17 protein-coding genes are annotated in these 21,684 nt (G+C 57.2%); 11 read left to right on the top strand and 6 right to left on the bottom strand.

Annotated elements, in window-relative coordinates; all coding sequences use genetic code 11:
• Window positions 1–117: 117 nt before the first annotated feature.
• Together AC0L6S_RS02940 and AC0L6S_RS02935 are read right to left on the bottom strand one after the other, a co-directional pair.
• Window positions 118–810, bottom strand: a complete 693-nt coding sequence (locus tag AC0L6S_RS02940; RefSeq protein ID WP_473426928.1) for a PEP-CTERM sorting domain-containing protein — start codon at window positions 808–810, stop codon at window positions 118–120.
• A 354-nt stretch (window positions 811–1,164) separates the two neighbouring features.
• A complete protein-coding gene (locus AC0L6S_RS02935; protein WP_473428539.1) occupies window positions 1,165–2,805 on the bottom strand; it encodes a DUF3336 domain-containing protein in 1,641 nt (546 codons plus the stop codon).
• 377 nt (window positions 2,806–3,182) lie between these two features.
• On the opposite strand from AC0L6S_RS02935, the gene AC0L6S_RS02930 reads away from it, so the two are divergent.
• Both AC0L6S_RS02930 and AC0L6S_RS02925 read left to right on the top strand, forming a co-directional pair.
• Complete coding sequence (locus AC0L6S_RS02930) at window positions 3,183–4,250, top strand: efflux RND transporter periplasmic adaptor subunit (RefSeq protein ID WP_473426927.1); 1,068 nt, start codon at window positions 3,183–3,185, stop codon at window positions 4,248–4,250.
• A 6-nt stretch (window positions 4,251–4,256) separates the two neighbouring features.
• The gene (locus AC0L6S_RS02925; protein ID WP_473426926.1) at window positions 4,257–7,319 is read left to right on the top strand and encodes an efflux RND transporter permease subunit; all 3,063 of its coding nucleotides are present in this window, start codon (window positions 4,257–4,259) and stop codon (window positions 7,317–7,319) included.
• 38 nt (window positions 7,320–7,357) lie between these two features.
• On the opposite strand, the gene AC0L6S_RS02920 is transcribed toward AC0L6S_RS02925, so the two are convergent.
• Entirely contained in the window at window positions 7,358–8,917 is a 1,560-nt protein-coding gene (locus tag AC0L6S_RS02920; protein WP_473426925.1) for a hypothetical protein, read from the bottom strand.
• A 188-nt stretch (window positions 8,918–9,105) separates the two neighbouring features.
• Between AC0L6S_RS02920 and AC0L6S_RS02915 the strand changes: the two genes are divergently transcribed.
• A complete protein-coding gene (locus AC0L6S_RS02915) occupies window positions 9,106–10,308 on the top strand; it encodes an iron-containing alcohol dehydrogenase (RefSeq protein WP_473426924.1) in 1,203 nt (400 codons plus the stop codon).
• Between the two features lie 6 nt (window positions 10,309–10,314).
• On the opposite strand, the gene AC0L6S_RS02910 is transcribed toward AC0L6S_RS02915, so the two are convergent.
• Both AC0L6S_RS02910 and AC0L6S_RS02905 read right to left on the bottom strand, forming a co-directional pair.
• Entirely contained in the window at window positions 10,315–11,886 is a 1,572-nt protein-coding gene (locus tag AC0L6S_RS02910) for an acyl-CoA synthetase (protein ID WP_473426923.1), read from the bottom strand.
• A gap of 69 nt (window positions 11,887–11,955) precedes the next feature.
• Window positions 11,956–12,795, bottom strand: a complete 840-nt coding sequence (locus tag AC0L6S_RS02905) for an acyl-CoA thioesterase (protein ID WP_473426922.1) — start codon at window positions 12,793–12,795, stop codon at window positions 11,956–11,958.
• 146 nt (window positions 12,796–12,941) lie between these two features.
• Here AC0L6S_RS02905 and AC0L6S_RS02900 point away from each other — a divergent pair, with 146 nt between their 5' ends.
• From AC0L6S_RS02900 to AC0L6S_RS02865, 8 genes are read left to right on the top strand one after another with little or no spacing between them, the layout of a single operon-like run.
• On the top strand, window positions 12,942–13,724 hold the full coding sequence (locus AC0L6S_RS02900; RefSeq protein WP_473426921.1) for a putative hydro-lyase: 783 nt from the start codon (window positions 12,942–12,944) through the stop codon (window positions 13,722–13,724).
• Window positions 13,725–13,739: 15 nt separating this feature from the next.
• The gene (locus AC0L6S_RS02895; protein WP_473426920.1) at window positions 13,740–14,480 is read left to right on the top strand and encodes a 5-oxoprolinase subunit PxpA; all 741 of its coding nucleotides are present in this window, start codon (window positions 13,740–13,742) and stop codon (window positions 14,478–14,480) included.
• Between the two features lie 6 nt (window positions 14,481–14,486).
• Complete coding sequence (pxpB, locus tag AC0L6S_RS02890; RefSeq protein ID WP_473426919.1) at window positions 14,487–15,167, top strand: 5-oxoprolinase subunit PxpB; 681 nt, start codon at window positions 14,487–14,489, stop codon at window positions 15,165–15,167.
• Between the two features lie 2 nt (window positions 15,168–15,169).
• On the top strand, window positions 15,170–16,102 hold the full coding sequence (locus AC0L6S_RS02885; RefSeq protein ID WP_473426918.1) for a 5-oxoprolinase subunit C family protein: 933 nt from the start codon (window positions 15,170–15,172) through the stop codon (window positions 16,100–16,102).
• Window positions 16,099–16,968 (top strand): glutamate cyclase domain-containing protein, encoded by an 870-nt coding sequence (locus AC0L6S_RS02880; protein WP_473426917.1) that lies wholly within the window; start codon window positions 16,099–16,101, stop codon window positions 16,966–16,968. Before AC0L6S_RS02885 ends, AC0L6S_RS02880 begins: the two co-directional genes overlap by 4 nt.
• A gap of 48 nt (window positions 16,969–17,016) precedes the next feature.
• Window positions 17,017–17,874, top strand: coding sequence for an aminotransferase class IV (locus tag AC0L6S_RS02875; protein ID WP_473426916.1), 858 nt, complete (start codon window positions 17,017–17,019; stop codon window positions 17,872–17,874).
• Window positions 17,874–18,953 (top strand): alanine racemase, encoded by a 1,080-nt coding sequence (gene alr, locus AC0L6S_RS02870; RefSeq protein WP_473426915.1) that lies wholly within the window; start codon window positions 17,874–17,876, stop codon window positions 18,951–18,953. The genes AC0L6S_RS02875 and alr overlap by 1 nt, the downstream gene beginning before the upstream one ends.
• The gene (locus AC0L6S_RS02865) at window positions 18,946–20,460 is read left to right on the top strand and encodes a class I adenylate-forming enzyme family protein (RefSeq protein ID WP_473426914.1); all 1,515 of its coding nucleotides are present in this window, start codon (window positions 18,946–18,948) and stop codon (window positions 20,458–20,460) included. Before alr ends, AC0L6S_RS02865 begins: the two co-directional genes overlap by 8 nt.
• 1 nt (window position 20,461) lies before the next feature.
• Here the strand turns inward: AC0L6S_RS02865 and AC0L6S_RS02860 are convergent, their stop codons facing one another.
• Window positions 20,462–21,544: an AI-2E family transporter gene (locus AC0L6S_RS02860; RefSeq protein WP_473426913.1), complete on the bottom strand. Its 1,083-nt coding sequence runs from the start codon at window positions 21,542–21,544 to the stop codon at window positions 20,462–20,464.
• Between the last annotated feature and the right edge of the window lie 140 nt (window positions 21,545–21,684).

The raw sequence follows: 21,684 nt of genomic DNA, 5'->3' as shown, positions 1-21,684 counted from the left end.
CGACGGGGCATCACCGCTTATCCGCAGTGCGCGCCGGGGCCGGACAATACTAACGCAACCCGTTTCGCAGGCAACAAAAAACCCGCCGCAGCGGGTTTAGAGAATCAGCTTGAATGACTACGCTTTCTTGCGGCGTGTCCAGCCAAGGCCGGCCAGACCCAGACCCAGCAGTGCGACAGTCGCAGGTACCGGTACAGTCGGCGGTGCCACAGCGCCAAACGTAATGTCGTCAAACACGATCTGGTTGGCTACACCGGCAAATGAGACAGATTTAGCCGTACCCGCAAAGCCGACACCGATCGGGGAAAACGGACAGAAACCAGCGCCGTAGCCCGGGCATGAACCCGCGTTGGGGCTCAGGTTAATTGTCGCGAGCAGGTTACCTGTGCCATCGAGGCCGTCGTAGACGGACACTGAACCGGGATTGCTCAGGGACACATAGTTGAAGGCAAAGCCAGTATCAAACCCTGCCGCGACATTCATGATGGACTCGGAGCCGGTCAGGAAGAACAGGCCGCCTTCATCAGACGCGGGGTCCAGACCACCGCGCGAAGTGTTTGAACAGAACACGGAGGTGGAGTTCAGACAAATCGCCAGCGAGTTGCTGGAAAAGCTAATACCGTAGTTCGTACCGCTGGTACCAATGGAAGAGGTTCCTCCATTATAGTAATCCTGAACAAAAACGTCGTTGTTGTTGGGGTACGGCGCAATATTCTCAAAATCCAGAGTAATAACTGCGGCCTGGGTTGCGCTTACTACACCGAGTCCCAACGCCCCGACTACAAACTTCATTAATTTACTGGTTAACATAGCTTCACACTCCAATTTCGCTTGGCCCTGACTTCGAAATCGACAACTGACATCCTGAGGAGTCGACTGTGGGATTGACACGCTTCGAAGCAGCCCAAGTAAAAGTTTAAATCCCGATGGACATAAAGCACTATTCGTGCCAGTTTTTATTTTTCTTATTTATCAATAAGTTATGGGAATAGATGGTTTTTTATGCGAAAAATCGTAAAAAAAACTGACACCCGAAAAGACCCCCATGGCACCGTCGTGCACAGCAGCACAATTACCGGAAAATGGTGTCGGGTACCACCAAAACACCCTCTTAACAGGTCGAGACCGCATGCATTGGTGCGTTCTGGGACAAACTCAGATAGCTCAGGCTACTTGACGCGAGCCCTCCGACTTTCGGGATACCTTGGGCTTGCGTTGGATGGTCGACTTGCCACGCGCCGCTTTCTTTTTGCGTGGGGCCGCTGACTTGGTAGCCGCAGGCTTCTCTACTTGACCGGAGTGCAAGCGGTGCTCACGCAATGCCTGCCGATCAGCGCGTGTCGGGGCCGGCCTGCGTCGAGACGTGCGGGGACGATGATATTCGGAATCATCCGGACGCAGGTCCCCCTGCTCAAAGCGCTGCAGGATTTCTTCCATTGTGCGGCTGATCTTGGTGCAGGTTCGAATCGCCTCCACCGCAGGATAGGTCGACCTCTCACCGCCATGCATCAGGTCGATTAGATCTTTCTCTGACAAATGGGACAATAGCTTGGCAGGGTTGTACCATTTGAACCTCGGAACAATATTGATATCACCACTGTACTCCTGATCCACCAGGGCATGAACGCTACTCATCAGCATATTGAACCGCGGCCAGGTATCGCTGCGATCCTGCACCATACCGCGATAAAAATTCAGCAGTTCGCGGCCAACGCCAACCCCCAGAGTTCCCAATGCCTTGTTCAACGCACCGCGATTTGAGTCATTGTTCAGGAAGGGAATGGCAACCGGGTTCACCATACTCACTATGTAATGGTTGGTTGAATAGAGCCGTTGCAGGCGCTTGGCAGGGAGGTCATCGGCGATTGAACCGTCCACCCACCTCCGGGTGGGCAGATAGGGCTGCCGCTCACCATGCTGGTTTTTGGCCATCAGCATCACAGGCGGAAAGACACCCGGCACGGCGCATGAAGCCATTACCGCTGACCGGACATAGACGTTGGGTGAGGTGATTGCATTCAGTAATCTGGAGCGCTGATGTGTTTCGGCAGGTGCCACTGAGATGCTAATCTGCCGACCTGTCTTTTCGTATGCCTCCTGGAACGTCATATCGGGGATCATCCGAGCGATAAGCTTTTCAAGGTCGCCGACGTCGATCTGCGCATTGGCGCCGAAGAACATGCGGGTGAAAGCGCTGGCCTCACGCTCCGCTTCAGTCACCACATTCGCCGGTTCATAAAAACGTTCCAGTTCCTTGTCGCTATGAGTCCCCAGAGTACCTGCGACCAAAGAGCCAGCACTGGACCCCGATATCACACGCGGCAGCAAGCCCTGCTCAAGCAGGGTCTTGACCACACCGAGGTGGTAGAAGCCCAGTACCCCACCCCCACTCAACATCAGCGCAGATCGTCCGAAACAGATATTCGCGCGGTAGAAAAAGTCGAGTTTTTCCTGCACATCGATGTCGTCCAGCTCTGCGAGAAATCGCAGTGAATCGTCAACCTCGTCAATGTATTGCTCTATCAGGGTTTTGGTGCCAAATTTTGCGCGGTTATACAGACTGTGCCGGCCCATGCCGCCCATGTTACCGTGAATTCCCTCATTCAAAGTGAACAACAACCCCTGATGATCGTGGCGCGCGCGTAAACTGCGCAGTTTGTCCAGGCGCAAACGAATCTGCGCATAGTCGTACTGGCGGGTGTGGTCCATTTGTCGCCACCGCTTCTCGCCCGTTATTTCGTCATGCTGCAGGGCGGCCTCGCTCCACTCTTCGTAGCTGGTGGCATTGTCCATCTGTTTTTCCAATTTCTTCAATTTACGCGCTTTTAGCAAGGGACAGGTTCTCCAGTAGCGGTTGACCAAATTTCGCTCAATGACTCTAGGATAAGCCAAATAGCGGATGAACCAAAGCCCCCACCATATATTCGTTTCTTGCATTTCGAGTTCACATCCAGTAGGCACTACAAGCGTGAAACAGCAGAAAATGTCGATCTATCCACCCGTCTATACCCGTGCACACCCGCTGGTGCTCCACGATACGGCCATGCAAGGGAAACGCATCTGTCCGATGAGATAATCCCTGAGCATGTTCACCAAAGGTGCCCTGCGAGGACAGATTCAGGTAATATTGCGTGCAGCACTTACTTTCAATAAATCGAACAACTACGAGAAGGGGCCGGGCGTTGCGCGCTTATCTGTTCGTTATTTTTCTGCTGCTGCTGATATTCGGCGGAATTGCGGGCTACCTCTACAATAAGTTTTCTGTTCTGGCGAATACGAATTTCACGCCGCCGCCCATTACCATCGCTGCTGCGACGGCTCAATCGGCCATCTGGCCGTCGGAACTGGAAACAGTTGGCACTATTCGTGCGGCCCGAGGTGTAGAGTTGAGTGCCGAAACCAGTGGTGAGGTTATAAGGGTCGAGGTCACCTCAGGAGAAAAAGTGTCAGCGGGACAGCTTATTTTGACGCTCAATGACAGCGTGGAAAAGGCTAACCGCAAACAGCAGGAGGCAAACCTGAAACTGGCACGCCTGCTACACGAGCGCGATGCCAGCCTGATAAAGCAAAAATCCATCCCGCAGAGCCAGTACGACCGTTCCCGTGCAGATCTGGACAGCGCCATCGCCCAACTAGCGCAGACCAGTGCACAACTAGACAATAAAAGCATTGTCGCGCCCTTCGCTGGCACCACCGGTATTATCAAGGTCAAGGTGGGTGACTTCATTGAGTCAGGCACTCCGATCACTAACCTTCAGGACCTGTCGGAACTGGAAATCGACTTTTCGGTGCCCGACCGCTACTTCCCCAGCCTCAAACCGGGCCTGTCAATTGCCGTGCACGTGGCCGCCTTTCCAGGCCGCGTGTTCAGGGCGACGCTCAGTGCGATAGACGCGAAAGTGGACACCAGCACTCGCAACCTGATGCTGCGCGCAACACTGGAGGACAGCGAGGGGCTGCTGCCAGGCATGTTTGCGCGTATGGTGATCGACCTCGACAAACCCCAACGTGTGGTCACTGTGCCGGAAACCGCTGTCACCTACTCCCTCCACGGCAATACGGTTTTCGTACTGCTGCAGAGCAAAGGCAAAACTACAGTTCAACCCCGGGTGGTTGAAACCGGTGGGACGCGTGACGGTCAAATTGTTATCACCAAAGGCCTGCTCGGCAGCGAATGGGTTGTCACCGTCGGCCAGAATAAGTTGTATCGTGACGCTCGCGTTGTCATCGACGACAAAGTGAAGTTCTGACGCCCAATGGCTTTCACCGACCACTTTATACAACGCCCCGTACTGGCCATCGTCATCAGCAGCCTGCTGCTCCTGCTCGGTGGTTCGGCATTATCACGCATCAATATACGGGAGTTTCCGGAGTTGGAACGCAGCGTCATTTATGTCGAGACGGTTTATCGAGGTGCCAGTGCCCGCACAGTACAGGGCTTCGTCACCACGCCGTTACAGGTGAGTATCGCCGGTGCGCGTGGAATCGAGTACATGACTTCCTCCAGCAATCCGGGCATATCAGAAATCGAAGTTCATGTGCGACTCGGCGAAAACAGCAGCGATGTGCTGTCTGAGGTTATCGCCAAAGTTAACGAGGCTCGTGCTGATCTTCCAACCGACATTGAAGACCCCGTGGTCACCACCGCTGCCGGCGGTGATGCCATGATGTACATGGCGTTCTACTCGCGGGAAATGAGCCCCTACCAGATCACAGACTACCTCTTGCGCTCCGTTCAACCGGAGCTGGCAACACTGAAGGGTGTCGGAAAAGTACGTATTTTTGGTCGCTTCCTGGCGATGCGCGTGTGGCTTGACCCAGTGCGTATGGCCGCATTTGGTGTTACCGCCTCCGATGTAAAAGAAGTGATCCAGCGCGATAACTACATCGCTACCTCCGGGGCCACTGAGGGGAACCTGGTGAGAGCAACGGTGGATGCCCGCACAGACATGAAAGACGTGAAAGACTTTGAAGACCTGATCGTCCGACAGGTGGGCGAGGAGCGCGTCAGACTCGGCGATGTCGCGGACGTGGAATTGTCGGCCGAAACCACCCAGCTCAAAACCCTGTCCAGTGGACGCGATGCGGTTTTTATGTCGATTACACCTACACCCGATGCCAATCCGCTCGATGTCTCACGGGTAGTACACGCAACCATTCCGCGCATTCGCGAGCGCCTACCCGCCGATATGGAGCTGTTTCTCGACTGGGACGGCAGTATTGTCATCGATGAGGCACTCAAGGAAGTCCTGATTACCCTGCTGCAGGCCAGTCTGATTGTCATCCTGGTGATCTACCTGTTTCTCGGTTCTCTCCGTGTTGTGCTGATTCCACTTGTGGCGATACCGCTGTCACTGATCGGTGTGGTGTTCCTGATACTGATGATGGGGTTCTCCCTCAACCTGCTAACGCTTTTGGCCATGATTATCGCCATTGGGTTGGTGGTCGATGACGCTATCGTCGTGGTGGAAAATGTGCACCGGCATATTGAAATGGGCGCATCCCCGCTCGATGCGGCTCTGGTTGGCGCGCGGGAAGTCGCATTGCCGGTGGTGGTGATGACGCTGACACTGGCTGCCGTCTATGCCCCCATCAGCTTTATCGGCGGCCTGACCGGCACCTTGTTCAGCGAATTCGCGATGACGCTGGCCGGGGCCGTACTGGTATCTGGAATCGTCGCGCTGACACTCAGCCCGATGATGTGCTCCAGGGTACTTAAGGACAACGATCATCAGGGCAGGCTTGCGAACTGGCTGGACCAGCGTTTTGACGCCTTGAATCGTCGCTACCGTCGCCTACTGACTGTTTGCCTGCGCAATCGGGGTGCAATCTTCCTGTTCGCGATAGGTATCCTCGGCAGCCTGCCAATACTGTTCTCTCTGTCTCAGGAGGAGTTGGCACCGGAGGAGGATACCGGTGGTGTGTACGTTACCGGCATCGCGCCTCGCTATGCAAACCTGGAGTACACGGATTACTTTCTGAACGAGGTGGTCCAGATATGGAAGGGAATACCGGAGTTCAGTCACTCCTGGCAAGTCATGTTCCCGAACCGCAATTTCGGCGGTATCACATTGCACCCCTGGTCGGAGCGCGAACGCACACAGCAGGAAGTACAGACAGAATTCCAGCAGAAAATCAGCGGGATTGCGGGCATGGAAATGTTTGCGTTTGGAACACCGCCGTTACCGGGTTTTGACGCGGGTTTACCCGTCAGTTTTGTGGTGGCTTCCACTGCAGACTATAAGGAGATAAAACGTATCGGCGATGAGTTGATGGCGGCGGCAAGTGAATCCGGGCTGTTTATATTTGTCACCCAGTCCCTGGATTTTGACCGCCCCGAGGTCAAGATCAACATCGACAGGGAGCTCGCCTCACGGCTGGGGATATCGATGCGCGACATCGGTGAAACCCTCTCCATCATGTTAGGCGAGTCGGAGGTAAACCGGTTCAACCTGGAGGGACGCTCCTACAAAGTGATTCCGCAGGCAGCCAGAGGGTTCAGGTTGACCAAGCAGGAGCTTGAAAAATACTATGTGCGCACCGCCAGCGATGAACTTGTTCCGCTTTCCGTGGTTATCTCTCTTGACGCGTCAGTCGAACCCAATGAACTCACGCAGTACCAACAGCTGAACAGTACAACCATTCAGGGCATCATGATGCCGCCCAACAGCCTCGGTACCGGACTGACATTCCTGCGTGACAAGCTGGAGGAGATCGCGCCAAGTGGCTACAAGGCCGGATATACCGGGGCATCGCAGCGCTTCATGCAGGAAACGTCATCATTCCCGATTCTATTTTTCCTGTCCATGGTACTGATATTCCTGGTACTTGCCGCCCAGTTCAACAGCTTCCGCGATCCGTTTGTGGTGTTGCTCAGCGTTCCTCTATCTATATTCGGCGCCGTCGTCCCGATCGCTCTGGGATTCGCGACATTGAATATCTACACCCAGATCGGTCTGCTGACGCTGATTGGCCTGATCAGCAAGCACGGCATTCTGATCGTGGAATTTTCCAACAAACTGGTAACACAAGGAATGACGCGGCACGAGGCTGTAATTGAAGCGGCCTCACTGCGACTGCGCCCTATTCTAATGACGACATTTGCTACCGTGATGGGGGTATGGCCGCTGGTCATCGCCACGGGGCCGGGTGCCAATAGCCGTTTCAGTATCGGGCTGATGATTACTGCCGGCATGCTGGTGGGCACCATCTTCACGCTGTTCGTGATACCGGTATTTTACCTGCCGTTGAGAAAACCCAAAGAGGAATCAGAGCTGGAAGCCGCAGTGATAAATGTCTCCGCTGCAACCTCGCAATAGTGCGACAACGTCATTTCACACTATCGGCTCTGTTGTGTTTATCGGGCTCGAATTTCGCCCTTGGGCCGGTAAACCAGAAGCTCAGAAATCCGACTTCCGCGCTGCGCCCGGGCCATATCTACCAACTCCTCGGACTCCTCCAGGAAATACACGCGCCTGCGATCGACAATATTGTCCGGGTAGAGAGTGACAAACAGGCCGGCAAGACCGGGAAAAACTTCCGGCGTGTAACCCCAGACAAACACAGCATATGGCCGGTTGCGAATATAAATGTCGCCCTCCCCTGACGGGTTTTCCAGTGCCTTTTCCAGCACGCGTGTCGACTGCAGCAGTTGCGCCTCCTGCCGCTGCAGGCGGGACTCCTTACTGTTTACCGGCGACGTGCCCATAGCAAAGGGTACAATCACCAGAATCAGCCAGATGAAGTAAGGCACATACCCGTCACTCAGCTTTCTCGCGGGAAGGCGATCCAGCATCTTCGACACTATCAGGCAATAGACGATAGCCAGGATGGCCGGAGAGAAATAGTGGTATCGGGGCGTCTCCGCATGCACCGTGAGAAAACCGCCACTGCGGGCCACTGCAATCAGGCCATAGGCGGCACATGGCAGGAGCAACAACGCCAGCATTCGCCGTCGATCACCGGGCCCTGCTACCCAGCATCCCCAGAGCAGCAGCGGCAAAGAGAAAAAAACCGCAAACATGCCGGCCACCATCGGCAGTGACTCCTTCGGCACCACAGACAGTTTTCCGACGAGTAATGGCCCCAGCACCAACGCCGAGGAACCGATCGCCATAAGATCAGCGAACGCGCCACTGATGAGCGGAATATTGTGCAGGCTTCGCTTCACAAGATGCACCTTGTCATCAAGGTTATCCTGGGTATTGCCCTGTAGCTTCATGGTCAGCAGATAAAACACCACAACTGACAGTGCCACGCAGCCATAGACAACAAGCAGTCGGTAGCGCTTGGCCGGCACAGGGTTCCACAACACGATCAGCAGCGGAAATACCACGGCGGATGTCAGACCGACACCAAAACTGGTGACGGCCATCAATAGTAAAATGACATGACGAGCCAGAACACTGTTGCTCAGCAAACTCGCCGACTGACTACAGCGGGCGATATCCAGTAGCACCCACAGCACAGCGGCCGTGGCAAATACCTGCCCGTGTACCGATATCCAGCCCAGAGCACCGGCCACGAAAGGACTGATTCCCCATAGTGTCGCGCCGAATGCTGCCAGCACCGGCCGCCCGGTCAATACGGACACAATCTGAAATAGCAGGTACACAGCCGCCAAATGAACCAGCAGACCGATCAATAGAAAGGCGAACGGGTTCATGCCAAAGACGGATTTCACTGCCCACACAACGGTGGTGAACGTATGCAGCAGATGTCCTCCCATCGGTACGGCGACGGCCTCCACTAACGGCAAGTTGGATACCGTATAGAGATGCACAAAATCGTCGTATAAAAAACCGTTAAAGAGCATCTGGGCCTGCACAACCAGAGTCGCGAGCAGGGGCCAGATCACCAGTGGCAAGCGTACATTCACGAAATCGTCCGCCGCAAAAAGCGCGCGGCGATAGTACACTGGAGCAGCACCGGGAGTTGTTTATCGTTCAAGGGTATTCTCCGCAGTGTCAAACTGCCGAATTTATCTGCGCAAAAATACTAACGCGATCACATCACTGGGGCAACAAAACCACATGGGCATTCTGGCGAATATGCGCTATCTTGCGTGTCTTGAATTAGACACCATAAACAGTTCGAGGGTTTGATATGACTACTGTCCACAAGAAAGTATGGTTCCGCTTACGCCAGACCCTGTTGGGAAGTTTTATCACCAAGCCCCAACCCAAGCCGCTGGTCTTTGTCGGACCGGGCTCAACAAAACAACTGGCCCAGGCCATCGGCCGTTTTGGTCTGCGCAAAATCCTGGTAGTGACAGACAAACCCCTGCGTGAGCTAGGCGTTCTCGATGCCACACTCGCGGCACTACAGAATGCCGGTGTTGAATACGCCGTGTTTGATGGCGTCCTGCCGGACCCGACAGAGCAGGTCGTCGACCTGGGTATCGATTGCTACAACGAGCAGGGCTGCGACTCGGTACTCGCTTTCGGCGGAGGCTCATCGATTGATGCAGCCAAGGTGATAGCATTGGGAGCTGCCAACCGCTGTAAAACGGCGGCTTGCATAGGTGCCAATAAATGCAAGTTACCCACCGTGCCTTTCTACGCCGTGCCAACGACTGCGGGAACAGGATCGGAAGCCACGTTCATCGCTGTGATCTCCAACAATGACACACACGAAAAAGGCCCGGTGATAGACCCCAGCCTGATACCAAAAGCCGCTGCGCTGGACCCTGAGATTATGCGTGGGCTGCCTGCGCATATTACGGCCGCCACCGGTATGGATGCACTGACTCACGCCATTGAATCGTACATCGGCCGCTGGGAAACTGATGAAACCAACTACTACGGCCTCTCGGCTTGTCGGCTGATATTTGACAACCTGCCCGAGGCCTGTCGCAACGGCAGCAATCTTGAGGCGCGCGAGGCGATGGCGCTGGCCTCGCACTACGGCGGCCTGGCTATCACCAACGCGCTGGTGGGCTATGTCCATGCAATTTCCCACAATCTGGGGGCGAAGTATGGTATCCCACACGGCCTGGGCAATGCGATGGTATTGCCCCACATACTCGAACTGCTGCAGGAGGATGCCGCCGACAAACTGGCCGATATCGCCGTTTACTGTGGCATGGGCGAGCGCTCAGAGTCGAGTTCCGCACTGGCGCGCAAGTTGATCGACCGGGTCTGGGAACTGAACAGGGAAATCGGTATACCACCGGGCAGCGACGCCATTCGCGACGAGGATATTGAGGCGCTGGTCGCCGCTGCGATAACCGAGGGTGGCAGCTACCCCTCACCGCGCTTTCTCAGTGAGGAGGAATGCCGTGGTGTATTGCGGGCTATTAAGGCCTAACGCGGCCTAGTCTTTTTTCGCGCCGTCCGGGGTCTCCGCGCCACCCTCCGCCTGCCTACGATATTCATCGACAAGGTGACGCTTATAGAGCTTGCCGTTATCCATTCGCGGCAGCTTGGGATGAAAATCCAGAGACCTGGGCATCTTCAGCTTGGAGATGCGCTCGCGCAGCCACTCCATAATCTCTATCGCCGTCTCGTCGGTCGCATCGGCCCAGTTCATCGGCTGAATGACGGCCTTGACCTCTTCGCCAAACTCTTCATTGGGAATACCGAACACGGCCACATCAGCCACTTTATCGTGACCGGCCAGAATATTTTCCACTTCCTGCGGGTAGATATTCACCCCACCGCTGATAATGGTGAAGTTTTTCCTATCGGTGAGGTACAGGAAGCCATCGTCATCCACATAGCCCACATCACCCGTGGTAGCCCAGCCTTTTTCATTGTAAGCCTCGGCGGTTTTTTCCGGCTCATCGTGGTAGTGAAACTGCGACGCCTGGCCACCAAAATAGACGGTTCCCGTCTCGCCGGCAGGCAGTTCATTGCCGTCGTCATCGACAATATGCAGTTCACCCAACAGTGCTTGCCCCACTGAACCTTTGTGCGCCAGCCAGCTTTTGGAGTCAATCAGCGTGAATCCCACGCCTTCACTGGCGGCATAGTATTCGACAATGATTTCACCCCACCACTCGATCATCCGCTCCTTGATCTCAACCGGGCACGGTGCCGCCGCGTGAATGGCTACCTGCATGGAGCTGACATCGTAGGCCGCGCGAACGTCCTCGGGCAATTTGAGCATGCGATTGAACATTATCGGCACCCACTGGCTGTGCGTGACGCGGTGCTCCTCAATCAGTTTAAGTGCCAGTTCGGGTTCGAATTTTTCCATCACAACCGAGGTGCCGCCGTTGTACAGCACCATCATGTTGTAGTGCAGGGGCGCAGCGTGGTAAAGCGGCGCAGGCGATAGATAGACGGATTCATCGCTGAATCCAAACACCGCTCCTATCGTTGTTACAATCGCCGGAGGGGTATTCACATCAGTATCATAGCCGGCGACAAAGATACCCTTGGGCTGGCCGGTGGTACCCGAAGAATACAGCATGGGCACGCCGTTGCTCTCGTCGTCTATGCGGGTGTCCGGCTGCGCGTCGATCGCCTCTTCCCAGGATTCGAAGCCGGGTTTGATACCCCCGACCATAAAATAGTGTTCAACGCCGGTATCCTCCGTCAGAAGTTGCTCGGCAACCTCTGCCAGCGCCAGCGATCCAATAAACAGTTTGGCGCCGCAATTTTGCAGAATATAAGCTGTCTCACTTTTCTTCAGATGAGTGCTGATAGGCGTGAAAATCAGGCCGCTGCGCTGCGCCGCCCAGACAATTTCCAGAAACTCGCGATTGTTTTCCAGCATCATGCCGATGTGGTCGCCGGTCTTCAGGCCGAGGGACCGGAACAACTGCGCGCCCTGATTGGAGCGTTCGTCCAGCTGCCTGTAACTGACCATTTCACCGGACTCCCCCATGATGATCGCGGGTTTATGGGGATAGGTCTGTGCTGTAATACTGGGATGGGGCATAGTCTTATATTCCCTGCTAAATTGGCTCAGCCGCTACTATAGGAGCTTCGGGCAAAAAGTGACAGCGTGTTAGCGAAACCTCATAACACCCTGCTGCATGGTGGTGGCCACCAGGCGCCCCTGGCGGTTGTAAAAATTACCCCGCGCCAGCCCCCGACCGCCCCCGATACGCTCTGCCTCAACGGTGTGCAACAGCCAGTCATCGGCGCGAAAATCCTCGTGAAACCAGAGCGCATGATCCAGGCTTGCGACCTGAAAATTGCCGCTCGCGAAATGCCTTCCGTGCGCAATCAAACACACATCAATGAGAAAGGCATCCGACAGGTAGGCCAACAGCGACTGGTGCAGGCCCGCCCCGTCCGGCACCGGCCCCGTGGTCTTCATCCAGGCTTGCAGCACCGGCTCGCGCGCCACCGGATTCTCCCAGTCCACGGGTTCTACCACACGAATATCCAGATCCTCCCCGGTGGTGATCATAAAGCTCTCATCCAGATTACCCGCCTCCAAGCTGAGTTGACGCTCGCTGGGTAGCGACTCCGGCGGTGGTACCCGTGGCATCTCCGGCTGATAGTCATCCCCGGTTGAGGGTAGTTGGAACGACAGGGAGCTGACCAGAATAGGCTTGCCGTTCTGCAGTGCAACCACCCTGCGCGAGCTGAAACTCAGGCCGTCCCGGGCACGTTCAACTTCCAGCACAATGTCTTTTGAGGGGTCGCCCGGGCGCAGAAAATAGGCGTGCTGCGAGTGGAGCATGCGCTGTTCGTCGACGGTGGCAACAGCGGCGCTCACGCACTGCGCCAGCACCTGACCACCGTAGACGCGAAATGCCGAGGGATGCATATTCTGCGCCGTGAACCGGTCTTTTCCCGCAGGACTGGGGCTTAACACTTGAAGCAGTTGGTCTAGCATGCTGGTCCCTTCACTATCGATGGAGCGGCTATTATCCAGATTTGAGCACCCTTGCCAAATACTATGGATACTCAGTGCAAGTGCACTGTCGGGGTGATATTTGGTACTCTCGACACAGCCGTACCCGCCAACTGCCAGGAAGGGCCATGAGTGACACACTATCCCCTGCCGAATTGCGCCGCATGATACGCGCCGGGGAGCATATCGGCACCACGTCTGGCTCGGCACCGGGCTATGTACAGTGCAATATCGTTATTCTTCCGGCCAGCCACGCCGAGGATTTCATGCGGTTTTGCCAACGCAACCCCAAGCCCTGCCCGCTGATTGCCGTGGGGGAACCCGGCGATGTCGCACTCCCGGCATTGGGCGACATTGATATACGCACAGACGTGCCGGCCTATCGCGTGTTTCGCGATGGTACACCCGGCGAAGACGTCACTGATATCAAAGCCCTCTGGCGCGACGATTTCGTGGTGTTTGCCCTGGGGTGCTCATTTTCCTTTGAAGAAGCCTTACTCGAAGGTGGACTGGAGGTACGTAACCTCTCGCAGGGGCGTAATGTGCCGATGTACCGCACCGACATCGACTGCATCGACAGCGGTGCATTTCGCAGCAAACTGGTCGTCAGCATGCGTCCGTTTCACTCCGCAGATGCCATCCGTGCCATTCAGATCTGCTCGCGGTTTCCAGCCGTGCACGGCGCCCCCATCCACCTCGGTGATCCACAGCTGATCGGTATCGAAGACCTGTCGCAACCCGACTTCGGCGATGCAGTGCGACTGGATCATGCAGAACTACCTGTGTTCTGGGCCTGTGGCGTTACGCCCCAACTCGCCCTGCAGGCGGCCCGGCTGCCGCTGGCCATCACCCACAGTCCGGGCTGTATGCTGGTGACCGACATGCGCAACAGCCAGCTGGCTGTGTTGTAAGGACAGGAGAAGGCCGTGCTACTCAATTGCGATCTGGGCGAAAGCTATGGCAACTGGGCCATGGGGGACGATGCCGGTGTTATGCCGCATATCGATCAGGCGAGCATAGCCTGCGGCTTCCACGCCGGTGACCCCATGACAATACAGCGGACACTCGCACTGGCGGCGACACACGGTGTGATCATCGGTGCGCATCCGGCTTATCCCGACATCGTCGGCTTTGGCCGCCGCAGCATGGCGCTCAGCCGCGAGGAGATTATCGCCTGCCTACACTATCAGATAGCCGCGCTGGAGGGCATGGCGCGCAGTCAAGGTCTGGCCCTGACCTACATTAAACCTCACGGTGCCCTGTACCACGACATGATGGCAAATCGCACTGTGCGCACTGCGATACTTGCCGCCGTCGCCGGCTATGCCAGCCAGGCACAGCCGCTGGCGCTGATGCTGCAGGCCAGTGCTCACGCAGCCGATCACAGCGCGGAAGCCAAGGCGGTCGGCGTACCCCTGTTGTTCGAAGTGTTTGCCGATCGCTGTTACTGCGATGATGGCAGCCTGTTACCGCGCAGCGAACTGGGCGCGGTACTCGATCGCGAACGCATGCTGGCGCAAGTCGCCCGTTTAAAACGCGACAGCGCGGTGACCACAGACAGCGGCAAGACCCTGACACTTCAATTCGACACCCTGTGTGTGCACGGAGACAACCCCGAAGCTGTGTCCGCTATTGCCGCTATTCGCACGCTGATCAATGGCGGCTGACGCGCGGTGAAATTACAGGCAGTGGGAGAAGACGCGCTGATGCTCTATCTCGGCGATCGCGCGGATGAGACTACGCTGGCGCTGGTACAGGCCGCAGCGGCTGCGATAGAAGCGGCGCTGGGGGAAGAGCTGACCGATCTGGTGCCCTCCTACGCTTCAGTGTTGATTCTGTATAACCCGCTGCGCAGTCACCGTGGCGATATCGCCCGCCGGGTGCGCCACGCACTGCAATCCCTTGCCGCCAAACCTGCGGCGACGGGTCGCAGCGTCGTGCTGCCGGTTTACTACGCTACCGAAACCGGTGCCGATCTCGAGTCACTCGCTGCCGCTGCGGGACTGACGACGGCCGAAGTCATCGACCTGCACTGCGCAACGCAATACCGGGTATACGCGATAGGCTTCGCGCCGGGGTTTGCCTACCTCGGCGAGGTGGACCCGCGCATTGCCGCACCACGCCTGTCCACCCCCCGGGCCAAAGTGCCGCGCGGCTCCGTCGCCATCGCCGATCAGCAGACCGCAGTTTATCCCAGTGAATCACCCGGTGGTTGGAACATCATAGGCCGCTGCCCGACCCCGATGTTTACGCCCAATGCCCGGCCCTGCATGCCGGTCGCAGTCGGCGACAGTGTGAACTTTGAGCCCATTGACCGCGCCCGCTTTCTCGCCCTCGGTGGTGAACTCACGTGAGTATGACAGTGTTGCAAACGGGCGTGCTCAGCTTGTTGCAGGACAGCGGGCGCTACGGACAACAGCGGCTCGGCCTGACCAATGGCGGCCCTGTGGACCGCGAGGCATACCACTATTGCAACCGGCTACTGCAGAACCCGGGCGACAGCACTGCCATCGAAATCAGCGTGGGGGGACTGCAGCTGTTAGCGCAGGTTGACACCTATGTATGCCTTACCGGCGCGGATATGCCCCTGAGCATCAACGGTGAGGAAAAAACACTGTGGGAAGCGCACCCGGTCAACACCGGCGACATCCTGCGTATCGGATTTGCCAGGTCCGGCTGTCGCGCCTATCTGGGAGTGGCGCAGGGCTTTGACATCGCACCCTGTTTCGGCAGCAGCGCCACTGTAGCCAGGGAACAGATCGGCGGTTTGCACGGCGGCCCCTTGCAGGAGGGCGACCAGTTGTCGTGCGCAGCCACCACTGCCCGCAAACGATTGTACCTACCAGCGACAGACCAGCCACGCTACCAAAAAACCTTGACGGTGCGCGTGATACCCGGCTACCAGCAATCTCATTTCAGTCGCGCAGAACAGCGGCGTTTCTTCGGCAGTACCTTTGAAGTCTCCGCGCAATGCGACCGCATGGGATACCGGCTGGAGGGCCCCCCTATCGATTGCGAGATCAAGGGCGTATTGTCGGAGGGCATCTGCCACGGCGCCATTCAGATTCCCCCTGATGGCCAGCCGATCGTGCTGCTCAACGACCGACAAACCATCGGCGGCTACCCGAAAATCGGTACGGCGCTGTCGCTGGATACCGCCCGCCTCAGCCAGCTGGTGCCGGGAAGCAGCGTACACTTCGCACCCATTACGGTACACACCGCACACCGCGCACTGGACCTCGCACAGCGATTTGTTCTGCAGCGCCCGCTGCTGGAGCGCTCTCCATGAACGAGATGCAGTTGAGCTCAGCGGTGGAAGAACTGCTGGTCGCTCGAAACCTGCGCGAGATGCAACGCGCGCGGAAAGCGCTGCCAGGCGGGTATTATCTGCGCGCCGCCAGACACCTGCACCCGTTGCGCGGGACCGTCATCATCGCCACCGGCTTCCCGGTATCGGGTACCTTTGAAACCGACGGGCCGGTCGGCACAATGGCACTCTATAGAAGCCTGCAAATACTGGGGGCACGCCCCGTCATCGCCTGCGGCGCCCCCTTGTCATTTGCATTGCGGCAGGATTACGAGGTATTGGAACTGCACGCCCGCGATCTGCCGGCCGCCCGCATGGAGGCAGCGGCTCTTCTGAGAGCCCTGCAACCACAGGCTGTGGTCGCTATTGAGAGCCCCGGGCTTGCAGCTGACGGCCGCTACTATAATATGCGCGGTGAAGACATCTCTGAGTTCTGTACGATATTCGACCCCTTCATCAGTCAGGCCAATTGCCCTACCATAGCGATCGGCGATGGTGGAAATGAAGCAGGCATGGGCAACATCGCTGAGATGCTGGCCGACCTCGACATCAGACCGTCTGTCACCTGCTGCGACGAATTGCTGGTAGCGGATGTTTCCAATTGGGGTGCGTATGGCCTGATCGCCTTTCTGGGCATCTGGTCCCAGCGGGACTTGCTGGCGGATATCGCACCACTGGAACTGCTCGACTACCTCTCGACGCGCGGTAGCGTGGACGGTGTAACTGGGCAGAACACATTGACCGAAGACGGCCTGTTAGCAGAGGAAAGCCTGAGCGTAATAAAAGAATTGCGCCAACTGACACAGTTTTCGCGCACTCAGCAGCCACCGCCATCTGGCGCACAGTGACGCAACAGCCGTGACGCAATCACAGCGAAGTAACAACGGGTACCCACAATGAGTACGGTTTATCTGAACGGTAGCTACCTACCGATGAACGAAGCACGGATTTCTCCGATGGATCGCGGCTTTCTGTTCGGCGACGGAATCTACGAAGTCATCCCCTCCTACGATGGCGCGCTGGTGGGTTTTTCCGCACATCTGGCGCGCATGCAGAACGGGCTGGACGCCATCGAAATACCGCTGCGTGTCGATCCGGAACAGTGGCGCGAGATTGCGGCGCAGCTGATCGCCCGCAATGGCGGTGGCAACCTCGGCCTGTATTTCCATGTTAGCCGGGGCGCAGACACACGGCGCCACCACGCCTATCCGCAAGGTATCTCACCCACAGTCTTTGCGTTTGCCTACGAAATCCCGCCACCTGCGGTGCCGGATAAACAGGCTACGAGGCGGCTCACTGTCTCCACAGCGGAAGACCTGCGCTGGCAGCGCTGCAATATCAAGTCCACATCCCTGTTGGGCAATGTCATGCACTACCAACAGAGTCATGTCGACGGCCAGGATGAAACCATCCTCTACAACAGCCGTAAAGAAGTTACCGAAGCGGCTGCCTGCAACGTGTTTGTGGTCAGGGACGGCGTTGTTGCAACCCCCCTACTGGATGATCAAAAACTCCCCGGAATCACCCGGCAATTGTTGCTGGAGATACTCAAGCGCGATGGCTCTATCGCAGTGGAGGAGCGCGTGGTGACTCTGGCCGAACTGCGAGCGGCCGACGAGGTGTGGCTCACCAGTTCGAGCAAGGACATCGCACCGGTCGTCACCGTCGATGGCAGCGCTGTGGGTAACGGTGACATTGGCGATGTCTGGCTGGCGGCGCAAACGCTGTACAGTCGGCACAAATTCGACTTCTGATGGGGCGCCCAAGCCAGGCACGGCTGGACCTGTGTGCACTGCGCCATAACGTGGGCGTTGCGCGCCAGCTGGCACTAAACTCCAAAATCATGGCGGTGGTCAAAGCCAATGCCTACGGTCATGGTGCGGTCACCATTGCAAACGCACTGCAGTCTGAGGTGGATGCACTAGCAGTGGCCTGTATCGAAGAGGCACTGGAACTGCGTTACGCCGGCATTTCTGCCCCGATACTGCTATTGGAAGGCTGTTTCGCAGAAGATGAACTGCCAAAAGCAGCGCAGCTGGACCTGTGGATCACTATCGAAAATGAACGTCAATTATGCTGGCTCGAAGAGGCCCGCTTGCCGGCGCCGATACGCTGCTGGCTCAAGGTGGATACCGGGATGAGTCGCATGGGCATACAGCCTCATCTGGCCGCCGCCTTTTTTCGGCGTTTGCAAAACACGCAGAATGCCAGCAATGAGGTGGTGACGTATACGCACTTCGCATCCGCAGACGATATGTGCAGTCAACAAACCTCGCAACAAATTTCGACCTTTGAGTCCCTAACCTTCTGCGGGCCGCGCAGCGCGGCCAACTCTGCCGGTGTGCTTGGGTGGCCGGCTGCACATTATGACTGGGTGAGGCCGGGCTATATGCTGTACGGCGATTCACCGATGCTGGAAAGCCATTCCCATGCGCGCGCACTAGAGCCGGTTATGACGCTCAGCTCCGCGGTAATCTCACTACGTGAGGTCAGCGTAGGCCAGGCCGTGGGGTACGGCGGCACATGGGTCGCCGAACGCGCGTCACGTATTGCCACCGTAGCGATCGGTTACGGCGATGGCTACCCACACAAGGCACCCAACGGCACCCCGGTGCTGATCAATGGTCAGCGCGCCCGGCTGGCGGGCAGGGTCTCGATGGACATGATTACCGTCGATGTCACCGACCTGGGCGCCATTGCACTCGGCTCCGAAGTCGTACTGTGGGGAGTGGGGCTGCCGTTAGCAGAAGTTGCGCGCTGCGCCAACACCATAGGCTATGAGCTACTCACACGCATGCCGGCGCGCACCCCCAGGATTGTTGTACGTGACTGACTTCGACTGCGAACAGCTGCACCAGATCATCGAGCAACAAGCGCTCGAACAGCCCGGCGGCATCGCACTGTGGTGGCAGGGTAAATCCGTCGACTACACCACATTGCAAAGCAACATCGCAGAAACTGCGGCGGCCATTGCCGCCACCGGCGCGACCGGAGATCGCGTCGCCGTGCTATCGTGGAACTGCCCCGAGTTTGTCGAGCTAATGTACGCGATACCGGCCGCCGGAAGAATCATGGTTCCCCTGAACGCCCGCCTTGCGCCGGCCGAATTGGTCTATCAGTTGCGCTCATCCGGGGCGAGCTGCCTTTTCGCTGACCGCGCGTTGCTGGCAGCCCTGCAGGATCAGACCGACTTTCCGGCGGGCCTGGGAATCATCACGCTGGATGAAGCGTACTCCGACTGGCGCTCCACAGCCGACAAGGCGGCTCTACCGCAAACCCGCGCTGATGACCCCACGTGGATACTGTTCACCTCCGGCTCAACTGGCCGTCCCAAGGGCGCAGTACTGACACACCGCTCATTTATAGCCGGACTGCGCTCAGCAGCATTTGCAAGGCCTGTCCAAGCCACAGACAAATACTACTATCCTTTCCCGCTGTTTCATGTCGCCGCACACAATGTCCTGCTGCAGCACCTGTACGGCGCCGCCGTCGTGCTGGCGCGCTCGTTCAATGCCACCGACACACTAAAGGCCTGCCGCGAACTGCACATCACCACGATGTCGCTGGCACCAACCATGATCGGCCTGCTGTTGGATCACCCGGATTTTTGCGCGACAGATTTGGCCTCTGTACGGTCGATCGGCTACGGCGCCTCGGCTATGCCGCAATCGCTGTTGCAAAGATTGTTATCGCAGACCCGTGTCGGCCTGTGCCAGAGTTACGGTATGACAGAGCTGTCCGGCAGCGTCGCCTTCCTCACGGCGGAGGACCACCGCGACGCCGCACATAACAACCCCGATCTGCTGCGCTCCGTCGGACGCCCGCTTCCCACTGCCCGGATCAAATTGATTGACGATGCGGGCGAGCCGGTTGCCCCAGGTGAGGCCGGGGAAATCTGGGTACAGGCCGAACAGTGCATGCTGGGCTATTGGCAGGATGCCAGTGCCACCGCACAGGCTATCAGCGATGACTGGTTACACACGGGCGATATCGGTCGCTTTGATGAGGCGGGCTACCTGTTCATTGTCGATCGCAAGAAGGACATGATCATCAGCGGCGGAGAAAATATCGCGTCCAGGGAAATTGAGGAAGTATTGCGCCAGCATCCGGATGTTGGAGATTGTGCAGTCATTGGCCTGTCTGACCCGCAATGGGGTGAGAGTCCCTGTGCCGTCGTGCGACTCAAACGCACGCTCAGCGATGGCGAGCTGGCCGGGCATTGTCGGCAGCTACTGGCCGGTTATAAAACGCCCAGACGCTGGATCCGAGTCGATGAACTTCCCCTCAATGCATCCGGCAAAGTGGACAAACCACTGCTGCGACGTACCTACAGCGAATGACCTAGCGGCCGTCCTGTGAATCCAGAAAATCGGTAAATGCATTCTCATACAAGCGGAACATCACGAGCGTGATGGAGAAAATAAGTGGACCGTAGATCAGGCCGATGAGCCCGAACACCTGCAGGCCACCAATGAGTGAAAAAAACACCACAACCGTATTCATACTGGCGCCCTGCATCAGCAACGGCCGCAGGAAATTATCCACCGAGCCCACGACTAAAACTCCCCAGAGTACCAGAAACAGTGCCCAACCCCACTGCCCTGTCACCAACAGAAACAGGGCTGCCGGCACCCAGATCAGGGCAGTACCCACCAGCGGTATCAATGAGGTGAACGCCATCACGGCACCCCAGAACACACCCGGGAACCCGGCCAACCACAGCCCGAAACCACCCACTACACCCTGCGTGGCAGCAGTCGCCAGCGTCCCCAGCAGGGCCGACTTACTAACAGTCTTGATTTCCTGAAACAGCGTCTCCTCTTCGCTGCGCGACAGCGGCAGGGCACGGTGGATAAATGCGATCAGCTTGTCGTGATCGCGCAGCACAAAAAACAGCACAAACAGCAGCAATACACCGTTCATCACAGAGCGAGTCAGGCTGCCCACGATTGTCGTGGAAACTCCTGCGAACTGCTTCCCCATAATACCGGCAGCAGCCAGTGCTTTTTCACGTATATTGTCCGGGTGCAGCGTGCCCTCCGGCAGAATACTGGTCAGGCGCGAGTGCACTTCCAGCACCCAGGGCTGTGACATCAACTGGTGGATATTCTCCTGCGTCGCCCACTCCCTCACCACGACAGAGTAGTTGATACCCTGCCTGAGAACGGCAACCAGTAACACCATTGTCGGTATCAAAAAAATCAACCACAGGATCAGGCAGCTGAGCAGTGAGGCCGTCGTTTTGCGCCCGTGCAGTGCCGACACCAGCCGCTCATGCGCGGGATAAGCGAGCAGACCGATCAGGATCGCCAGAATAATAGGCTCCAGAAACGGCGCTATCAGGGTGTAACTTGCGAACAGTGATATCGCGAGAAACAGAAGCAACACCAAGCGGTGAGCACGGCCTTCAAACTGGGGGTTCATGCGCTGATTTCCTTTGCTGGACCGCTGGCCCGATGTGTTATCGATTTGCTGCCGCGTGAGGGGGCTGGCCTCCAACATAGAGCTTTTTCAGGAAAAATCAACGCCGATGGCATCGCCAGAATTGACGGGGGTAACTCTGA

The organism is Halioglobus sp. D3-4 (genome assembly GCF_055809315.1).
Note: the sequence above shows the minus strand (reverse complement) of the source record. Positions and strands in the feature narration are given on the sequence as shown.